The organism is Xanthomonas hydrangeae, from assembly GCF_032697525.1.
In the GTDB taxonomy this organism is placed as follows: domain Bacteria; phylum Pseudomonadota; class Gammaproteobacteria; order Xanthomonadales; family Xanthomonadaceae; genus Xanthomonas; species Xanthomonas hydrangeae.
This window is the reverse complement of sequence record NZ_CP103836.1, coordinates 4,061,794-4,076,744: the sequence shown is the minus strand read 5'-3', so window position 1 is coordinate 4,076,744 and position 14,951 is coordinate 4,061,794. Positions and strand designations below refer to the sequence as shown.

General features: G+C 65.7%; 15 protein-coding genes. 12 read left to right on the top strand and 3 right to left on the bottom strand.

Going from position 1 to position 14,951, the window contains the following annotated elements:
- Positions 1 to 166: 166 nt before the first annotated feature.
- Positions 167 to 505: a HesB/IscA family protein gene (locus NYR97_RS17450; RefSeq protein ID WP_205391814.1), complete on the bottom strand. Its 339-nt coding sequence runs from the start codon at positions 503 to 505 to the stop codon at positions 167 to 169.
- Positions 506 to 712: 207 nt separating this feature from the next.
- Between NYR97_RS17450 and asnS the strand changes: the two genes are divergently transcribed.
- From asnS to NYR97_RS17390, 12 genes are all read left to right on the top strand, one after another.
- A complete protein-coding gene (asnS, locus tag NYR97_RS17445; RefSeq protein WP_205391815.1) occupies positions 713 to 2,107 on the top strand; it encodes an asparagine--tRNA ligase in 1,395 nt (464 codons plus the stop codon).
- A gap of 117 nt (positions 2,108 to 2,224) precedes the next feature.
- Positions 2,225 to 2,530 (top strand): hypothetical protein, encoded by a 306-nt coding sequence (locus NYR97_RS17440; protein WP_316694981.1) that lies wholly within the window; start codon positions 2,225 to 2,227, stop codon positions 2,528 to 2,530.
- Positions 2,527 to 2,853 (top strand): hypothetical protein, encoded by a 327-nt coding sequence (locus tag NYR97_RS17435; protein WP_316694979.1) that lies wholly within the window; start codon positions 2,527 to 2,529, stop codon positions 2,851 to 2,853. Before NYR97_RS17440 ends, NYR97_RS17435 begins: the two co-directional genes overlap by 4 nt.
- 1 nt (position 2,854) lies before the next feature.
- Positions 2,855 to 3,493, top strand: coding sequence for an FMN-binding negative transcriptional regulator (locus NYR97_RS17430; protein WP_316694977.1), 639 nt, complete (start codon positions 2,855 to 2,857; stop codon positions 3,491 to 3,493).
- Positions 3,494 to 3,584: 91 nt separating this feature from the next.
- The gene (can, locus tag NYR97_RS17425) at positions 3,585 to 4,247 is read left to right on the top strand and encodes a carbonate dehydratase (RefSeq protein ID WP_316694976.1); all 663 of its coding nucleotides are present in this window, start codon (positions 3,585 to 3,587) and stop codon (positions 4,245 to 4,247) included.
- A gap of 88 nt (positions 4,248 to 4,335) precedes the next feature.
- Entirely contained in the window at positions 4,336 to 4,866 is a 531-nt protein-coding gene (locus NYR97_RS17420; RefSeq protein ID WP_316694974.1) for a 3-hydroxyanthranilate 3,4-dioxygenase, read from the top strand.
- Between the two features lie 203 nt (positions 4,867 to 5,069).
- Entirely contained in the window at positions 5,070 to 7,184 is a 2,115-nt protein-coding gene (locus tag NYR97_RS17415) for an FUSC family protein (RefSeq protein WP_316698324.1), read from the top strand.
- Between the two features lie 35 nt (positions 7,185 to 7,219).
- Positions 7,220 to 8,491, top strand: coding sequence for a kynureninase (kynU, locus tag NYR97_RS17410; RefSeq protein WP_316694972.1), 1,272 nt, complete (start codon positions 7,220 to 7,222; stop codon positions 8,489 to 8,491).
- A gap of 171 nt (positions 8,492 to 8,662) precedes the next feature.
- Complete coding sequence (locus NYR97_RS17405; RefSeq protein WP_316694969.1) at positions 8,663 to 10,030, top strand: FAD-dependent oxidoreductase; 1,368 nt, start codon at positions 8,663 to 8,665, stop codon at positions 10,028 to 10,030.
- 120 nt (positions 10,031 to 10,150) lie between these two features.
- Complete coding sequence (gene sbcB / locus NYR97_RS17400; RefSeq protein ID WP_316694968.1) at positions 10,151 to 11,596, top strand: exodeoxyribonuclease I; 1,446 nt, start codon at positions 10,151 to 10,153, stop codon at positions 11,594 to 11,596.
- Complete coding sequence (locus tag NYR97_RS17395; protein ID WP_168958482.1) at positions 11,593 to 12,279, top strand: DUF2461 domain-containing protein; 687 nt, start codon at positions 11,593 to 11,595, stop codon at positions 12,277 to 12,279. The genes sbcB and NYR97_RS17395 overlap by 4 nt, the downstream gene beginning before the upstream one ends.
- 124 nt (positions 12,280 to 12,403) lie before the next feature.
- Positions 12,404 to 12,970 (top strand): DUF2939 domain-containing protein, encoded by a 567-nt coding sequence (locus NYR97_RS17390; protein ID WP_316694964.1) that lies wholly within the window; start codon positions 12,404 to 12,406, stop codon positions 12,968 to 12,970.
- Positions 12,971 to 13,048: 78 nt separating this feature from the next.
- Here the strand turns inward: NYR97_RS17390 and NYR97_RS17385 are convergent, their stop codons facing one another.
- Positions 13,049 to 13,792 carry a spermine/spermidine synthase domain-containing protein gene (locus NYR97_RS17385; protein ID WP_316694962.1) on the bottom strand — a complete coding sequence of 248 codons (744 nt, stop codon included), beginning with the start codon at positions 13,790 to 13,792 and terminating at the stop codon, positions 13,049 to 13,051.
- A complete protein-coding gene (locus tag NYR97_RS17380) occupies positions 13,789 to 14,754 on the bottom strand; it encodes a 5'-nucleotidase (RefSeq protein ID WP_006450285.1) in 966 nt (321 codons plus the stop codon). The genes NYR97_RS17385 and NYR97_RS17380 overlap by 4 nt, the downstream gene beginning before the upstream one ends.
- Positions 14,755 to 14,951 lie beyond the last annotated feature (197 nt).

The window sequence follows — 14,951 nt, the reverse complement described above, 5'->3', positions numbered from 1 at the left end:
CTAAAGCCCTCTCCCGCCGGGAGAGGGGTTGGGGTGGGGTACGGGGCAAAGCCACTCGTGTCGTTCAGCCACGCGAAGCTTCGCCCGTACCCTCATCCGCCCCTTTGGGGCACCTTCTCCCGGTGGGAGAAGGAAACACTCCGGCGCCGCTTGGCTCAGGTCGCGCTCAGCGATGCTCGGCTTCGGTAGTGAAGCTCTCCCCACACCCGCACTCGGCGGTGGCATTGGGGTTGCTGAAGGTGAACGTCTCGCTGAGGCCGTGCTTGCCGAAGTCGATGCAGGTGCCATCGACCAGCGGCAGACTGGTGGGGTCGACGAAGATGCGCACGCCGTCCTGCTCGAACACCGCATCGTCGGCGCGCTGGTCACGCGCCAGGTCGGTGATGTGGCCCCAGCCGGAGCAACCGGTCTTGGTCACACCGAAGCGCAGGCCCAGCGTCCCCGGGGTCTGCTGCACGAAACGCTGCACGCGCTCCAGCGCGGCGGGGGTGAGGCTGATGGCCATGGGAGGTGCTCCGAAAACGATGGTGACAAGTATAGCGAGGCCGCAACAACCGCGGCGGCGTCCTCAGCTGCGGCACCTCACTCAGATGGGGGCACAGCAGGCCTGCGACAAGCGCCTCGAACCGCTAGCGGTTCGGATGCTCGCGCCAGCGCGCCCGCAGCCAGTAAACTCGCAGACCATTCAAAGTCGCTACGGCGAGGACAAGTCATGACGGTGGTCAGCGTTGAACATGCGCTTGCGGGGAAACTCCCCGAAGGCGGCGAAGTCACGGTACGGGGGTGGGTGCGCACGCTGCGCGGATCTGCCGGACTGGCCTTCATCAACGTGACCGATGGCTCGTGCTTCGCTCCGATCCAGGTGGTGGCCAACGACACCCTGCCCAATTTCGACGAGGTCAAGCGTCTGACCAGCGGCTGCTCGCTGATCGCCAAGGGCGTGCTGGTGAAGTCGCAGGGCAAGGGCCAGTCGTTCGAGATCCAGGCCAGTGGCGTGGAGATCGTCGGTTGGGTCGAGGACCCGCTGACCTACCCGATCCAGCCCAAGCCGATGTCGCCGGAGTTCCTGCGCGAAGTGGCCCATCTGCGCCCGCGCACCAATCTGTTCGGTGCGGTCACGCGTATCCGCAACTGTCTGGCGCAGGCGGTGCACCGCTTCTTCCATCAGAATGGCTTCAACTGGATCAGCACCCCGATCGTGACCACGTCCGACGCCGAAGGTGCCGGGCAGATGTTCCGCGTCTCGACCCTGGACATGGCCAACCTGCCGCGCAACGAGAAGGGCGAGGTGGATTTCAGCCGCGACTTCTTCGGCAAGGAGACCTTCCTGACCGTGTCCGGCCAGCTCAACGTGGAGGCCTACTGCCTGGCGCTGAGCAAGGTCTACACCTTCGGCCCGACCTTCCGCGCCGAAAACAGCCACACCACGCGCCATCTGGCCGAGTTCTGGATGATCGAGCCGGAGATCGCCTTCGCCGACCTGGCCGAGGATGCGCGCCTGGCCGAGCAGTTCCTGAAGTACCTGTTCCGTGCGGTGCTGGACGAGCGCAGCGACGACCTGGCGTTCCTGGCCGAGCGCGTGGACAAGAACGCAATCAGCAAGCTGGAAGCCTTCATCAATGCCCCGTTCGAGCAGATCGATTACACCGAGGCGGTGAAGCTGCTGCAGAACTCGGGCAAGAAGTTCGACTTCCCGGTCGAATGGGGCCTGGACCTGCAGACCGAGCACGAACGCTGGCTGACCGAAGAGCACATCGGCCGCCCGGTGGTGGTGACCAACTACCCCGAGCACATCAAGGCGTTCTACATGCGCCTGAACGACGACGGCAAGACCGTCGCGGCGATGGACGTGCTGGCGCCGGGCATCGGCGAGATCATCGGCGGCAGCCAGCGCGAAGAGCGCCTGGACGTACTGGATGCGCGCATGGCGCAGTTCGGCCTGGATAAGGAGCACTACGGCTGGTACCGCGATTTCCGTCGCTACGGCTCGGTGCCGCATGCCGGCTTCGGCCTGGGGTTCGAGCGGCTGGTGGTGTACGTGTGCGGGCTGAGCAACATCCGCGACGCGATCCCCTACCCGCGCGCGCCGGGCAGTGCGGAGTTCTGATGTGACCACTGCTGCGTCCCTGGCGATCAGGCACCGTCCACCTGGGACGCAGACGTGCGTGGCCCACATCACTGCACGCATCAGCCGCTTCGACGCCGCGCCCCAGGAGCGCTCCGCATGACGCTGTTCTTCGCACTGTGTTTTGTCGGTGTCGCAGTGGCCGGGCTCACCGCGTTGCTGATTTTCTGGCCGCTGACGCTGGTGCACCTGCGCGATCGTCATCCGGAGGCATTGGCCAGCTTCGGCGACCCGGCCTTCATCAGTCCCACGGCGTTGCGCTGGTTGCTGACGCGGCGCTACCGCAGCCATCGCGACAGCGCGCTGTCCGGCCTGGCCACTCCCGCCTGGCTGTCGCTGCTCACCATCTTTTTCGGCCTGGGCATGGCGGCCCTGCTCGGCCTGCTTTCCAAGGTAATGCAATGACTACGTACGAAGACACTGCCCAGGGCGAACAGGATTCCTGGTGGCTGGCCACAATCGGCCGCACGCTGATCTGGGCACGCCTGCGCGTCAATGAGGCAGGCACCGCCGAGGTGCTGGACAGCGACGGCAAGACGCTGCCCTACGACAGCGAAGACAGCGCCCGTGCGGCCCTGTTCGATGCCGAATTCGTCTCGCTCGACGGGCTGGACGAAGAAGACGCGCTGATGCGCGGTTTCTCGCTCAACGAAGTCTCGCCGCCGCGCGGCGAAGACGATGCGGATCTGCGCGAACGCATGGTCGTGACGCTGGGTGGCCGCGCCTGACATGTACACCCCACGCGCGTTTGTGCAGACCGATCTGGCCTTGCTGGACTGGCTGATCGCGCGCGACCCGTTCGTCACCCTGATCAGCCAGGGCGAGGACGGCCAGCCGGCGATCACGCATCTGCCGGTGCTGTACCAACGCGACGCGCAGGCCGTGATCATCGAAGGCCACTGGGCGCGCCCCAACCCGCAGGCACGCCAGCCCGGCGATGCGGTGATCGTGGTGCAGGGACCGCACGCCTACGTGTCGCCCAGCTGGTATCTGGACAAGGAGCCTGCCGCGCGCGTGCCGACCTGGAATTACGCGGTGGCGCATCTGCATGGACGTTGCAGCCAGATCACCGATGAGCGGGAAGTCGGCGATCTGATCGGCCGCATGAGCGCGCATTTCGAACAACGTGTGGGCAGCGATTGGTTGTTCGAGATGGAGCGCGATAGCCACCGCCGGCAACTGCGCGGCCTGGTCGGCTTTCGCTTCGTGCCCAGCCGCATCGAGCTCACCTTCAAGCTCAGTCAGAACCATCCGGCCGGCAATGTCGCTGCGGTCAGCGATGCGCTGGAACAACAAGCCTCCAGCAAGTCACGCGAGCTGGCCACGCTGATGCGCGATGCCTTGCGCGCACGCGATGACGCCGCCTGACCGGCACGGCACACAGTCGATTTCTGCACCACCGCTTTATGGCTCCTCTCTCGAACACACCCTGCCCTCTTTCCTCTGGAATACTGCGCGCATGAACGAGCTCAACCATTTACTCGCAAACAACCAGGCCTGGTCCGAGCGCATCCGTCGCGAAGACCCGGAATTCTTCTCCAAGCTGTCCACCCAGCAGACCCCGGAATATCTGTGGATCGGCTGCTCGGATTCGCGCGTGCCGGCCAACCAGATCATCGACATGGCGCCGGGCGAGGTGTTCGTGCACCGCAATATCGCCAACGTGGTGGTGCACACCGATCTGAATTGCCTGTCGGTGATCCAGTTCGCGGTGGACGTGCTCAAGGTCAAGCACGTGCTGGTGGTGGGCCATTACGGTTGCGGCGGCGTCTTCGCCAGCCTCACCCAGAAGCGCATGGGCCTGGTCGATAACTGGATCCGCCACGTCACCGATGTGGCCGACAAGCATGACGTCTGTCTGCACGATGCCGGCGACTTGCCGGCGCAGCACGCGCGGCTGTGCGAGCTCAATGTGCTGGAACAGGTGGTCAATGTCTGCCGCACCACCATCGTGCGCGATGCCTGGGACCGCGGCCAGGAACTGTGCGTTCATGGCTGGGTCTACAGCCTGCGCGATGGCCGCGTGCACGATCTGGGCATGTCGATCGACCGCTCCGAGCTGCTGCAGGAGCGGTACGACACGGCGCTGGCGCAGATTCAGGCCGATCACACCGAACGCTGAGCCGCACCTCGCGCCTCACCCACCACGGCGGCGCCCATCGGCGCCGTCGGTTGGCTATGCTGGAGGTCTTCTTTACCGAGGAACGTCCATGCTGGTCCCGCCGATCAACCTGCATGCCTGGATCGAGCAACACCGCCACCTGCTCAAGCCGCCGGTGGGCAACAAGTGCATCCAGCAGGATGGCTTCATCATCATGATCGTCGGCGGGCCGAATGCGCGCACCGACTATCACTACGACGAAGGCCCGGAGTGGTTCTTCCAGCTCGAAGGCGAGATGGTGCTGAAGGTGCAGGACGAAGGTGTGGCGCGCGACATTCCGATTCGCGCTGGCGAGATCTTCTTGTTGCCGCCGAAGGTGCCGCATTCGCCGCAACGTGCGGCCGGCTCGATCGGCCTGGTCATCGAACGCGAGCGTTTGCCCAACGAGCAGGACGGCCTGCAGTGGTATTGCCCGCAATGCAATCACAAACTCTACGAGGCGATGTTTCCACTGCAGAACATCGAAACCGATTTTCCGCCGGTGTTCGATCATTTCTACCGCTCGCTTGCGCTGCGCACCTGCCCCCAGTGCGGACACGTGCATCCGGCGCCCGAGCGTTATGCCGCAACTGAGGCATAAGTGGCGCAGAGGGTGACGATGCAGAACACGCGTAGCGGGAGGCGCTCGACGGCGCTCGAACGACAGTGGCCGGTGCGCGTACCGTGCGGCGAGGCTGCAATGGCAGGCGACGCAGCGACCGCACGCCGGCCAACAACACGCCTGTCTGTCATCCGCGCAGACGCGCGACGTGCATGCGGCTCGAACGCACTGCCACCGATGCCATGCTGCGCGCACTGATCGATCTCAAACCGCGCGACGTGCCGCTGCGCGTTGCGCTCCGCAACACCGCCGCAGTGGTGCTGCCGCTGGCGGTGGGCGTGGCGACGGGTCATGTCGCTGCGGGTCTGGCGGTGTGCACCGGGGCGCTTAACACCATGTTCACCGACCAGCCCGGCCCGTATCGCGCGCGCCTGCAACGCATGTTGATGGCCGCGCTGGCCGCCGGTGCGGCCGCATTGCTGGGCATCTGGGTCGGCCACAACACCCCTGCCCTGGTGGTCGCCGGCTTGTTGCTCGGCCTGGGCGGCGGGCTGCTGGTTGCGCTCGGCCCGGTGGCCGCGCGCGTGGGCCTGACCAGCATGATCCTGCTGGTGGTCAGCGCCGATATGCGCTTACCGATCGAGCAGGCAGCGGGCGTGGCCGCGCTGATCTTCGCTGGCGGCCTGCTCCAGGTCGTGCTGGCATTGGCCGCGTGGCCGCTGCAACGCTATCGCCCGGAACGCTTCGCACTGGCCGATCTGATGCGCCAGCTGGCAGGCATCGCACGCCAGCGCCCGGAAGCCAGCGCCGCGCCACCGGCAACGCAGGAAGTACTCGATGCGATGGTGATGCTGCACGGCGAACATCGCTCGCGCGCGATCGCCGTGCAGAGCTTTCGCATCATTGCCGAGCTCTGCGATCGGGTACGGTTGGAACTGCTGTCGCTGGCCGATGCCGACACCCGCCTGACCGACTCGCAGGCGCGCCCGGCCATCGAACGCGTGCTCGAACGCAGCGCCATCGTGCTGGAACAACTCGCACACGCAATGACGGTGGGCGAAGACCCGTTAGCGGCGGATTCCTCAATGACCGGCTTCGACGATCTGGTCGCGGCACTGGCACAGTTTCAGCACGACAACGCAGATACCCGCGAACGCCGGCTGGTGCGTGTGGCGGTGGCGCGCGCGCAAGGCTTGGGCGGCCAGTTGCGCGCTCTGATCCGCAATGCGCACTGGGCCAGCAGCCGTGGCGAGATCCAGGCGCAGTTGGCCGAAGCGCGCTTGCCGGCAGCCTTGCGGCCAGCGGCGACCTTGGCCACCCTGCGCGCAAATCTGGATCTGTCCTCGGTGGCGTTTCGGCATGCGTTGCGTTGCGGCGTGTGCCTGGCACTGGCGATCGCCTTCCAGCGTTGGCAGCAGATTCCGCACGGCTTCTGGATTCCGATGACCACCGCCATCGTGCTCAAGCCGGATTTCGGCGGCACTTTCAGCTTCGGCGGCTTGTTGGTGGCCACGTTACTCGCACATTTTGCGATGGATGGCGCCAGCATCCGGCTGACGTTGCTGGCGCTGTTCTGCCTGGGTTTCCGCCTGTTGACACAGGTGAATTACGGTATCGGCGTGGCATTTCTGACCGGCATGCTGGTGCTGTTGCTGTCGTTCGAAGGCGTGGCGCCGGGCGAGGCCATCGGTGCGCGTCTGCAGGCGACGGTGGTCGGCAGCGCATGGGCCTTGATCGCCTATGCGTTGTGGCCCACGCGCGAACGCCGGCATATCCGCGCATCGCTGGCGCAACTGCTCAGCGCGTATCGCGATCATCTGCGCCATCTGTTGCTTGGCCAGATGGAGGATTTAGGCGATACCCGCGCCGCCGCACGTGTGGCACGCACCAATGCGCAGGCCTCGATCGAGCGCCTGCGCAGCGAGCCACGCAGCCGGCGCAATCTGCACGAACTCAAACTCGCCGAATCCCTGCTGGCCAACGGCAACCGGCTGATCCGCGCCACCTTGTCGCTGGAAGCGGTGCTGCGCGATGGCCACCCCTTACCCACGCTGGCGGCATTGCCCGCATTTGCGGAACAGGCCGATCAGGCGCTGACGGACCTGATCGACTGCCTGATCCACGGCGGCATCCCCGCAGCAGCCACCTTGCGCAGCGCCGAGCGCCGTTTGTCCGATGCGCTGGCCGCGCTGCCCGACGGCTCGCCCACCACCGCTGCACTGGCCGACACCGTCGACCGCATCACCGACAGCATCGGCACCTTGACCCATCTGTTGCGCCCGGCCCGACCAGCGTCAACCGGCGCCCCTGCAGAGGCACCGGCCGTGCATGACGGCGCACCCACTGCCGGCGGGTAAACTGACCTCACCGACCCGCGTTGCGAGCCTTGACGATGACCGACCCGCTGTCCCGCGCCCATGCCGATGCACTGGACGCCGCCGACCCGCTGCGCAGCCTGCGCGATGCATTCGTGTTCCCCCAGCATGGCGGCCAGGATCAGACCTATTTCGTCGGCAATTCGCTGGGCCTGCAGCCACGCGCCGCGCGCGCAATGGTGGCCGAAGTGCTCGACCAGTGGGGCGCACTCGCGGTGGAAGGCCACTTCACCGGCCCCACGCAATGGCTGACGTATCACCAATTGGTGCGTGATGGCCTGGCACGTGTGGTCGGCGCACTGCCCGGCGAAGTGGTCGCGATGAACACGCTGAGCGTCAATCTGCATCTGATGATGGCCAGCTTTTACCGTCCCACACCCGAGCGCGGCGCGATCCTGATCGAATCCGGCGCGTTTCCGTCCGACCGCCATGCGGTGGAATCGCAATTGCGCCTGCATGGGCTGGATCCGGCCACGCAGCTGATCGAAGTGGAAGCCGATGAGCCAAACGGTACCTTGTCGATGGCGGCGATTGCCGAAGCCATCGCATCGCATGGACCGCGTCTGGCATTGGTGCTGTGGCCCGGCATCCAGTACCGCACCGGCCAGGCCTTCGAGCTGGGCGAGATCGCGCGTTTGGCGCGCGCGCAAGGCGCTGCGGTGGGTTTCGATCTGGCGCATGCGGTCGGCAATATCCCGCTGACGCTGCACGACGACGGCGTGGATTTCGCAGTGTGGTGCCACTACAAATATCTCAACGCAGGCCCCGGCGCGGTGGGCGGTTGTTTCGTGCACGAACGCCATGCCAACAGCGACTTGCCGCGCATGGCCGGTTGGTGGGGACACGAGCAGCAAACCCGCTTCCGCATGGACCCGCCGTTCGTGCCCTCGCCCGGCGCCGAAGGCTGGCAGTTGAGCAATCCGCCGGTGCTGGCGCTGGCCCCGCTGCGTGCCTCGCTGGAATTGTTCGATCAGGCCGGCATGGCGGCGTTGCGTGCGAAATCCGAACAGCTTACCGGCCATCTGGAACAGCTGATCCACACACGCGTGCCGCAGGTGCTGCAGATCGTCACCCCAGCCGAACCATCGCAGCGTGGCTGCCAGCTGTCGCTGCGTGTGGCCGGCGGGCGCGCGCAGGGGCGCTCGCTGTTCGAGTCTCTGCAGTCGGTCGGCGTGCTTGGCGACTGGCGCGAGCCGGACGTGATCCGCATCGCACCGGTGCCACTGTACAACCGCTTCTGCGATCTGCACCGGTTCGTCGAGCACGTGGAAACCTGGGCCGCCGCCTGAGCACGTACGGCACAGACTGTGCCATCGAACAGATCCGCGCGTGAGCCGGAACCGGCACACGCGCACGTACACTCCAAGCCCGCACCTGACTGACCGGCTTGCGCTGTTGCCAACCGCTTCACTTTCTCCCTCTCCGCCGGCACCCGTGTCCGGCCGCTGCCGGATACCGCATTGAGCGCAGTCTCTCCTCGTTCCCTGACACTGATCGGCGCCGGCCTGGCCGGTTGCCTCCTCGCTATCCTGCTGTCGCGTCGCGGCTGGCAGGTCACCGTCTACGAGCGCCGCGGCGATCCGCGCATCAAGGGCTACGAGTCGGGTCGCTCGATCAACCTGGCGCTGGCCGAACGCGGCCGCCATGCGCTGCGCCAGGCCGGCGCCGAAGACGCAGTAATGGCCAAGGCGGTGATGATGCGCGGGCGCATGGTGCATCCGCTGCACGCAGAGCCGCAGCTGCAACGCTACGGACGCGACGACAGCGAAGTGATCTGGTCGATCCACCGCGCTGCATTGAACGTCGCATTGCTGGATCTGGCCGAACAGGCCGGTGCACGTGTGCATTTTTATCGGCGCCTGCACACGGTAGATTTCGATGCCGGCTACGCGCGCTTCATCGACGACCGCGACGACCAACCGCACGAAATCCATTTCCGGAGCCTGATCGGCAGCGATGGCGCCGGCTCGGCGCTGCGCGCGGCGATGCAGCGAAAATCGCCACTGGGCGAGCGCATCGAATTTCTGGATCACTCGTACAAGGAACTGGAAATTCCGCCGTCCCCAGGCGGCGGTTTCCGCATCGAACGCAACGCGCTGCACATCTGGCCACGCGGGCGCTACATGTGCATCGCGCTGCCCAACGATGGCGGCACCTTCACCGTCACGCTGTTTCTGCCCAACACGGGCGAGCCGAGCTTTGCCACCACGCGTACCGGCGACGAAGCGCTGGCCTTGTTCGCGCGCGACTTCCCGGATGCCTTGCCGCTGATTCCGCAGCTCAAGGAGCATTGGGAAGAACATCCGCCCGGGCTGCTCGGCACCTTGACGCTGGACCGCTGGCATCTGGACGGCCGCGCATTGCTGATCGGGGACGCCGCGCATGCGATGGTGCCGTTCCACGGCCAGGGCATGAATTGCGCCTTCGAAGACTGCGTGGCCTTGGCAGAGCAGCTGGACGCGCACGACGATCTTGAAGCCGCGTTTGCCGCGTTCGAAGCGGCGCGCCGCGACGATGCAGCGGCGATCCAGCAGATGGCGCTGGAAAACTACCTGGAAATGCGCGACCGCGTCGGCGATGCCGCGTTCCTGCTGCAACGCGCGCTGGAACAGGAACTGCAGACACGCTGGCCCACCCGTTTCGTACCGCATTACACGATGGTGACCTTCCTGCGCACGCGCTATTCGATCGCCCTGGCGCGCAGCGAGATCCAGCGCGAGATCCTGGTCGAAGCCACGCGCGGGCACACCGATCTGTCGCGCATCGACTGGGTCGCGCTGGAAGCGGTGGTGCATGCGCGTCTTGAGCCATTGGAAGGCGCGCACTGATTTTTGCGGCGTGATCTCACCCACATGCTCTGTGTCAGCGAGCCGGCGTGCGGATGAGAGATACTAGCCAGCACTGGCGGCGCCCTCCGCAGCGCGCCGCGGATCTGGATTTGATACGGCATGCCTGACAGCTTTCTCTTCTACGACCTGGAAACCTTCGGCCAGGATCCGCGCCGCACGCGCATCGCGCAGTTCGCCGCCGTGCGCACCGATGCGCAGCTGCGCGTGATCGAAGAACCAATCAGTTTCTACGTGCAGCCGGCCGACGATCTGCTGCCCTCCCCGTATGCGACCATGGTCACCGGCATTACCCCGCAACACGCGCTGCGCGAAGGCGTGAGCGAGGCCGAGGCATTCGCGCGCATTTCCGAACAGATGAGCCGGCCGCAGACCTGCACGCTGGGCTACAACTCGATTCGCTTCGACGACGAGTTCGTGCGCTGCGGTCTGTTCCGCAATTTCTACGATCCCTACGAGCGCGAGTGGCGCGGCGGCAATTCGCGTTGGGATCTGCTCGATGTGTTGCGGCTGGTGCATGCCCTGCGCCCGGACGGCATCGTCTGGCCGCAGCGCGAAGACGGCGCCACCTCGTTCAAGCTCGAACACCTGGCCGATGCCAACGCGGTGCGCGAAGGCGATGCGCACGAGGCGCTCTCGGACGTCTACGCCACCATCGGCATGGCGCGCAGATTCCAGCAACATCAACCGAAGTTGTGGGAGTACGCGCTGCGTCTGCGCGACAAGCGCTTTGCGGCAACCTTGCTGGATGTCATCGCCATGCAGCCGGTGCTGCATATCTCGCAGCGCTATCCCGCCTCGCGCATGTGCGCCGCCGCAGTGCTGCCGCTGACGCGCCATCCGCGCATCGACAGCCGCGTGATCGTGTTCGACCTGGACGGCGACCCGGAGGTGCTGTTGCGCCTGAGCCCGGATGAGATCGCCGACCGGTTGTATATCCGCGCCGCAGACCTGCCCGAAGGCGAGCAGCGCATTCCGCTGAAAGAAGTGCATCTGAACAAGTCGCCGGCGCTGGTGGCCTGGCAACACTTGCGGGAAGCGGATTTCCAGCGCCTGGGCATCGACCACGACGCGGTGTTGGCCAAAGCCGCGCGCCTGCGCGAACTCGGCCCCGAGCTTGCCGAAAAAGTGCGCCAGGTGTACGGCAACGAGCGCGCTGCGGCACCAGCGGTCAACGACGCCGATGCCTCGCTCTACGACGGCTTCCTGGCCGAGGGCGACAAACGCCTGCTGGCGCAGGTGCGTGCCAGCGCGCCGGCCGAACTGGGTGCGCTGGACTCGCGCTTTCGCGACCCGCGCCTGATCGAGTTGCTGTTCCGCTACCGCGCGCGCAACTGGCCGCAGACGCTGTCGTTCGACGAGCAGGAACGCTGGAACGTGTATCGCCGCCAGCGCCTGCTAGAAGACCGTGGCCTGGGCGAAGTCACGCTCGATCAGTTCCATGCGCAGATTGCGGATTTACGGCTTTCTCACCCCGACGATGCTACCAAGCAAGCCCTACTCGACCAGCTCGCCGCCTGGGGTTCGGACCTCCAACGCACGCTATGACCACCTATTTTTCCGACGCCAGCTTCAAGTTCCTGCGCGCCCTGGCCCGCCACAACGACAAGACCTGGTTCAACGACCATCGGCATCAGTACGAGGCGCACGTGCGCCAGCCGTTTCTGCAGCTCATCACCGACCTGCAGCCGGCATTGGCCGAGGTCAGCGAACACTATCGCGCCGATCCCAAGACCCAGGGCGGTTCGCTGTTTCGCATCTACCGCGATGCGCGGTTTTCCAACGACAAATCGCCGTACAAGAACTGGCAAGGTGCGCGCCTGTTTCATGAGCGCCGCCGCCAGGTGCCGGCGCCCTCGTTCTACCTCCATCTGCAGCCGGGCGAGAGCTTTGTCGGTGCGGGGTTGTGGCACCCGGAGCCGGATACCCAGCGCAAACTGCGCCAGTTCATTTTCGACAATCCGGCCAACTGGAAAGCGGCCGCGTACGAACCCAAACTGCGCCGCAAGTTCGCGCTGGACGACAGCGAGAAACTGGTGCGCGCACCGCGCGGCTTTCCCAACGATTTCGAGTTCATCGACGATCTCAAGCATCGCAACTGGGCCTATCTGCGGCACCTGGACGACACCATCATGACCGGCCCGCGCCTGCGTCAGACCATCGAAGCGGATCTGGTGGTGCTGGCGCCGTTTGTCGATTATCTGTGCGCCGCACTGGATCTGGAATTTTGATGCAGCGCGCGGCGCAGACAGCGATCGCGACTGCACCGGCAAGCGGGGTGCGGCGGCGTTTTTTCCATAGGTGTTCGCATGTAGCGATGTCTTCCCCGCCACCATCGGCAATGGAATGCGTGCCATGAAAAAGCGTTGGTTGCTGTTACCTGTGCTGGCTGTGCTGCTACTCGTCAGTTACGTGGTGGCCGGCCCGTACCTGGCCATTCGCGGCATCAGCGAGGCGGTCGCCAATCGCGATGCCGGGCAACTGGAACGCCACGTGGATTTCCCCAGCCTGCGGGTCAACCTCAAGGCGCAGCTGGACGATTATCTGATCCGTCAGGCCGGCAGCAGCATGCAATCGAGCCTGCTCGGCGGGTTCGCCCTGCAGCTTGCCAGCGGCATCAGCGGCGCCGGCGTGGACACGCTGGTCACCCCGCTGGGCATCGGTGCATTGCTGCAAGGCCACCGCGTGTGGAATCGCGTCACTGGCGACACCGTCAGCCCGGATACCTATGCGGCGCCAGCGCCGGCGCGTCCGCTGCAAGGCGCGCAGCAGCGCTTCGAATCCACCCGCCGCTTCACCGCCACCACGCGCACCGCGACCGGGGCGCCGGTGGTCTTCGTGCTGACCCGACAAGGCTTGCGTTGGCGGCTGACCGATATCCAGTTGCCACTGGCAGATGCAGGCAATCCACTCACGCCGTAACGATGCGGTTGCGAGCGATCTTGAAGTTTCCGACATCGCTGGCTGACGACGATCGCAAGACCACCCAGCTAGAGCGGCTTACGCATACCGCCAGGCCCGTTCCATCCACGCCGCCTGCAGCCGCAGCATTGCCGGCCGCAGCTGCCGGCGCGCCGACCACGGCAACGCCGCCAATGCTTGCTCCGCAGTGCCCGGCGTGCGTTTGCCATTCCAGGCGTACAGCACCTGATTGCGCAGATCCGGTTCGGGCAACAGCAGCACCCGCCCATCGAAGACATCGCGCAGCTTGGCCAGATGCCCGGCAAGCGGCACCTGGAACAGGTTCAACGCCAGCACACCGCTGGGTGTCAGCGCAGCGCGGCAATCGGCGTAGAACTCGGGTGTGCACAGCGCGGGCGGAATGCCGTCGGCATCGTAGGCATCCAGCAGCAACAGGTCGTAGCGCCCGGCACGCGTGCCGATCCACTGCGCACCATCGCCGTGCGTGACCTCAAGCCGGGCATCGTCGCGCGGCACGGCAAACGCATCGCGCAACGCCAGCACCTGCGCATCGGCGTCCACCGCCTCGATGCGCGTGCTGCGCAGATAACGATGGCAGAACTTGGCCTGCGCGCCGCCGCCGAATCCGACAATGCCGATGCGCTCGGGACGCGGCTGCAGCCATAACGCAGCCAGCATGCCGCGCGTGTACGGCAGCATCAGCCGAGACGGCGCCCAGCGCGACATGCGGGTCTGCACGGTGTCGTCGGCGAAATACAGCTCCAACTGACGCCAGCTGGAGCGCAGCGCGGCGCGTGCAGACGGCTTCGGTGCGTCGCTCACCTGCTCGGCGGATCGTTGGCCACGCCATGCGGCACATGACCGGCGGCCACATGCTGATGCTGGCGCGCACTGTCGATGTTGTGCTGCGAATCGTCGAAGAAGATATCCGCGCCAAACGCCTCCAGGAACGGCCCCTTGTGGCGCCCACCCAGGAACAGGGCCTCGTCCAGACGCACGCCCCACTCGCGCAGGGTGCGGATCACCCGCTCGTGCGCCGGTGCCGAGCGCGCGGTGACCAGCGCGGTGCGGATCGGCGAGGCCTCGCCGGGCGGAAATGCCGCCTGCAGCGTGTGCAGCGCAGACAGAAAATTGCGGAACGGCCCGACCGACAGCGGCTCGCGCGCGCGTTCGCGCTCGTGGCGTCCAAACGCCTCCACGCCCTGCTCGCGCGAGATGCGTTCGCTCTCGTCACCGAAGATCACCGCATCGCCGTCGAAGGCGATACGCAGCTGCGTCGGCAAGCGGCTCTCGTCGTTGTCCACGATTGCCGCTGCGGCCTCGGCGCGTTCGCCCGGCGCGCGCGGCATGATGGTCGCCGCCGCAATGCCATGGGTGAGTGCACGCCGCACCGATTCCGGATTGGCCGACAGAAACAGATCGGTGCCGAACGGCTTCACGTACGGCCAGGTCGGCTGCCCGGAGGTGAAGGTCGCCCGCACGATGCCCAGGTTGTAGTGCTGGATCGAATTGAAGATGCGCAAGCCGGTATCGGCGGAATTGCGTGAAAGCAGGATCACTTCCACCCGCGGCGCGTCTTCGGGCACATCGTGGTTGAGCGCCAGCAGCTTGCGCACCACCGGGAATGCCACGCCCGGCTCCAGAATGTCGTCCTCATGCTCGCGCTGGAACGCCGAATACGCCTCCACACCATCGGCCTCAAACAGCGCGTGGCCTTCTTCGAGGTCAAACAGCGCGCGCGAGGTGACCGCGACGGTCAGGAGCCTGGGTGAGTTGTCAGTCATTGTGGGGCCGGGATTCGGGATTTGGGATTTGGGATTTGGGATTTGGGATTTGGGATTTGGGATTTGGAGATTGGTTTGGAGCAGGAACCGGAGGTGGGAGTTGATCGCCCATCCGCACAGCATCGTAGCGCGTGCGAGCGATTCCAAAGACGACGTGCCGCGCTGCTGCCGTTGCCAATCCCGAATCCCCAATCCCC

Bases quoted from the DNA above. Each gene is read 5' to 3' on its own strand.
- NYR97_RS17450 (WP_205391814.1), bottom strand. From the start codon at position 505: ATGGCCATCAGCCTCACCCCCGCCGCGCTGGAGCGCGTGCAGCGTTTC.
- asnS (WP_205391815.1), top strand. From the start codon at position 713: ATGACGGTGGTCAGCGTTGAACATGCGCTTGCGGGGAAACTCCCCGAA.
- NYR97_RS17440 (WP_316694981.1), top strand. From the start codon at position 2,225: ATGACGCTGTTCTTCGCACTGTGTTTTGTCGGTGTCGCAGTGGCCGGG.
- NYR97_RS17435 (WP_316694979.1), top strand. From the start codon at position 2,527: ATGACTACGTACGAAGACACTGCCCAGGGCGAACAGGATTCCTGGTGG.
- NYR97_RS17430 (WP_316694977.1), top strand. From the start codon at position 2,855: ATGTACACCCCACGCGCGTTTGTGCAGACCGATCTGGCCTTGCTGGAC.
- can (WP_316694976.1), top strand. From the start codon at position 3,585: ATGAACGAGCTCAACCATTTACTCGCAAACAACCAGGCCTGGTCCGAG.
- NYR97_RS17420 (WP_316694974.1), top strand. From the start codon at position 4,336: ATGCTGGTCCCGCCGATCAACCTGCATGCCTGGATCGAGCAACACCGC.
- NYR97_RS17415 (WP_316698324.1), top strand. From the start codon at position 5,070: ATGCTGCGCGCACTGATCGATCTCAAACCGCGCGACGTGCCGCTGCGC.
- kynU (WP_316694972.1), top strand. From the start codon at position 7,220: ATGACCGACCCGCTGTCCCGCGCCCATGCCGATGCACTGGACGCCGCC.
- sbcB (WP_316694968.1), top strand. From the start codon at position 10,151: ATGCCTGACAGCTTTCTCTTCTACGACCTGGAAACCTTCGGCCAGGAT.
- NYR97_RS17395 (WP_168958482.1), top strand. From the start codon at position 11,593: ATGACCACCTATTTTTCCGACGCCAGCTTCAAGTTCCTGCGCGCCCTG.
- NYR97_RS17390 (WP_316694964.1), top strand. From the start codon at position 12,404: ATGAAAAAGCGTTGGTTGCTGTTACCTGTGCTGGCTGTGCTGCTACTC.
- NYR97_RS17380 (WP_006450285.1), bottom strand. From the start codon at position 14,754: ATGACTGACAACTCACCCAGGCTCCTGACCGTCGCGGTCACCTCGCGC.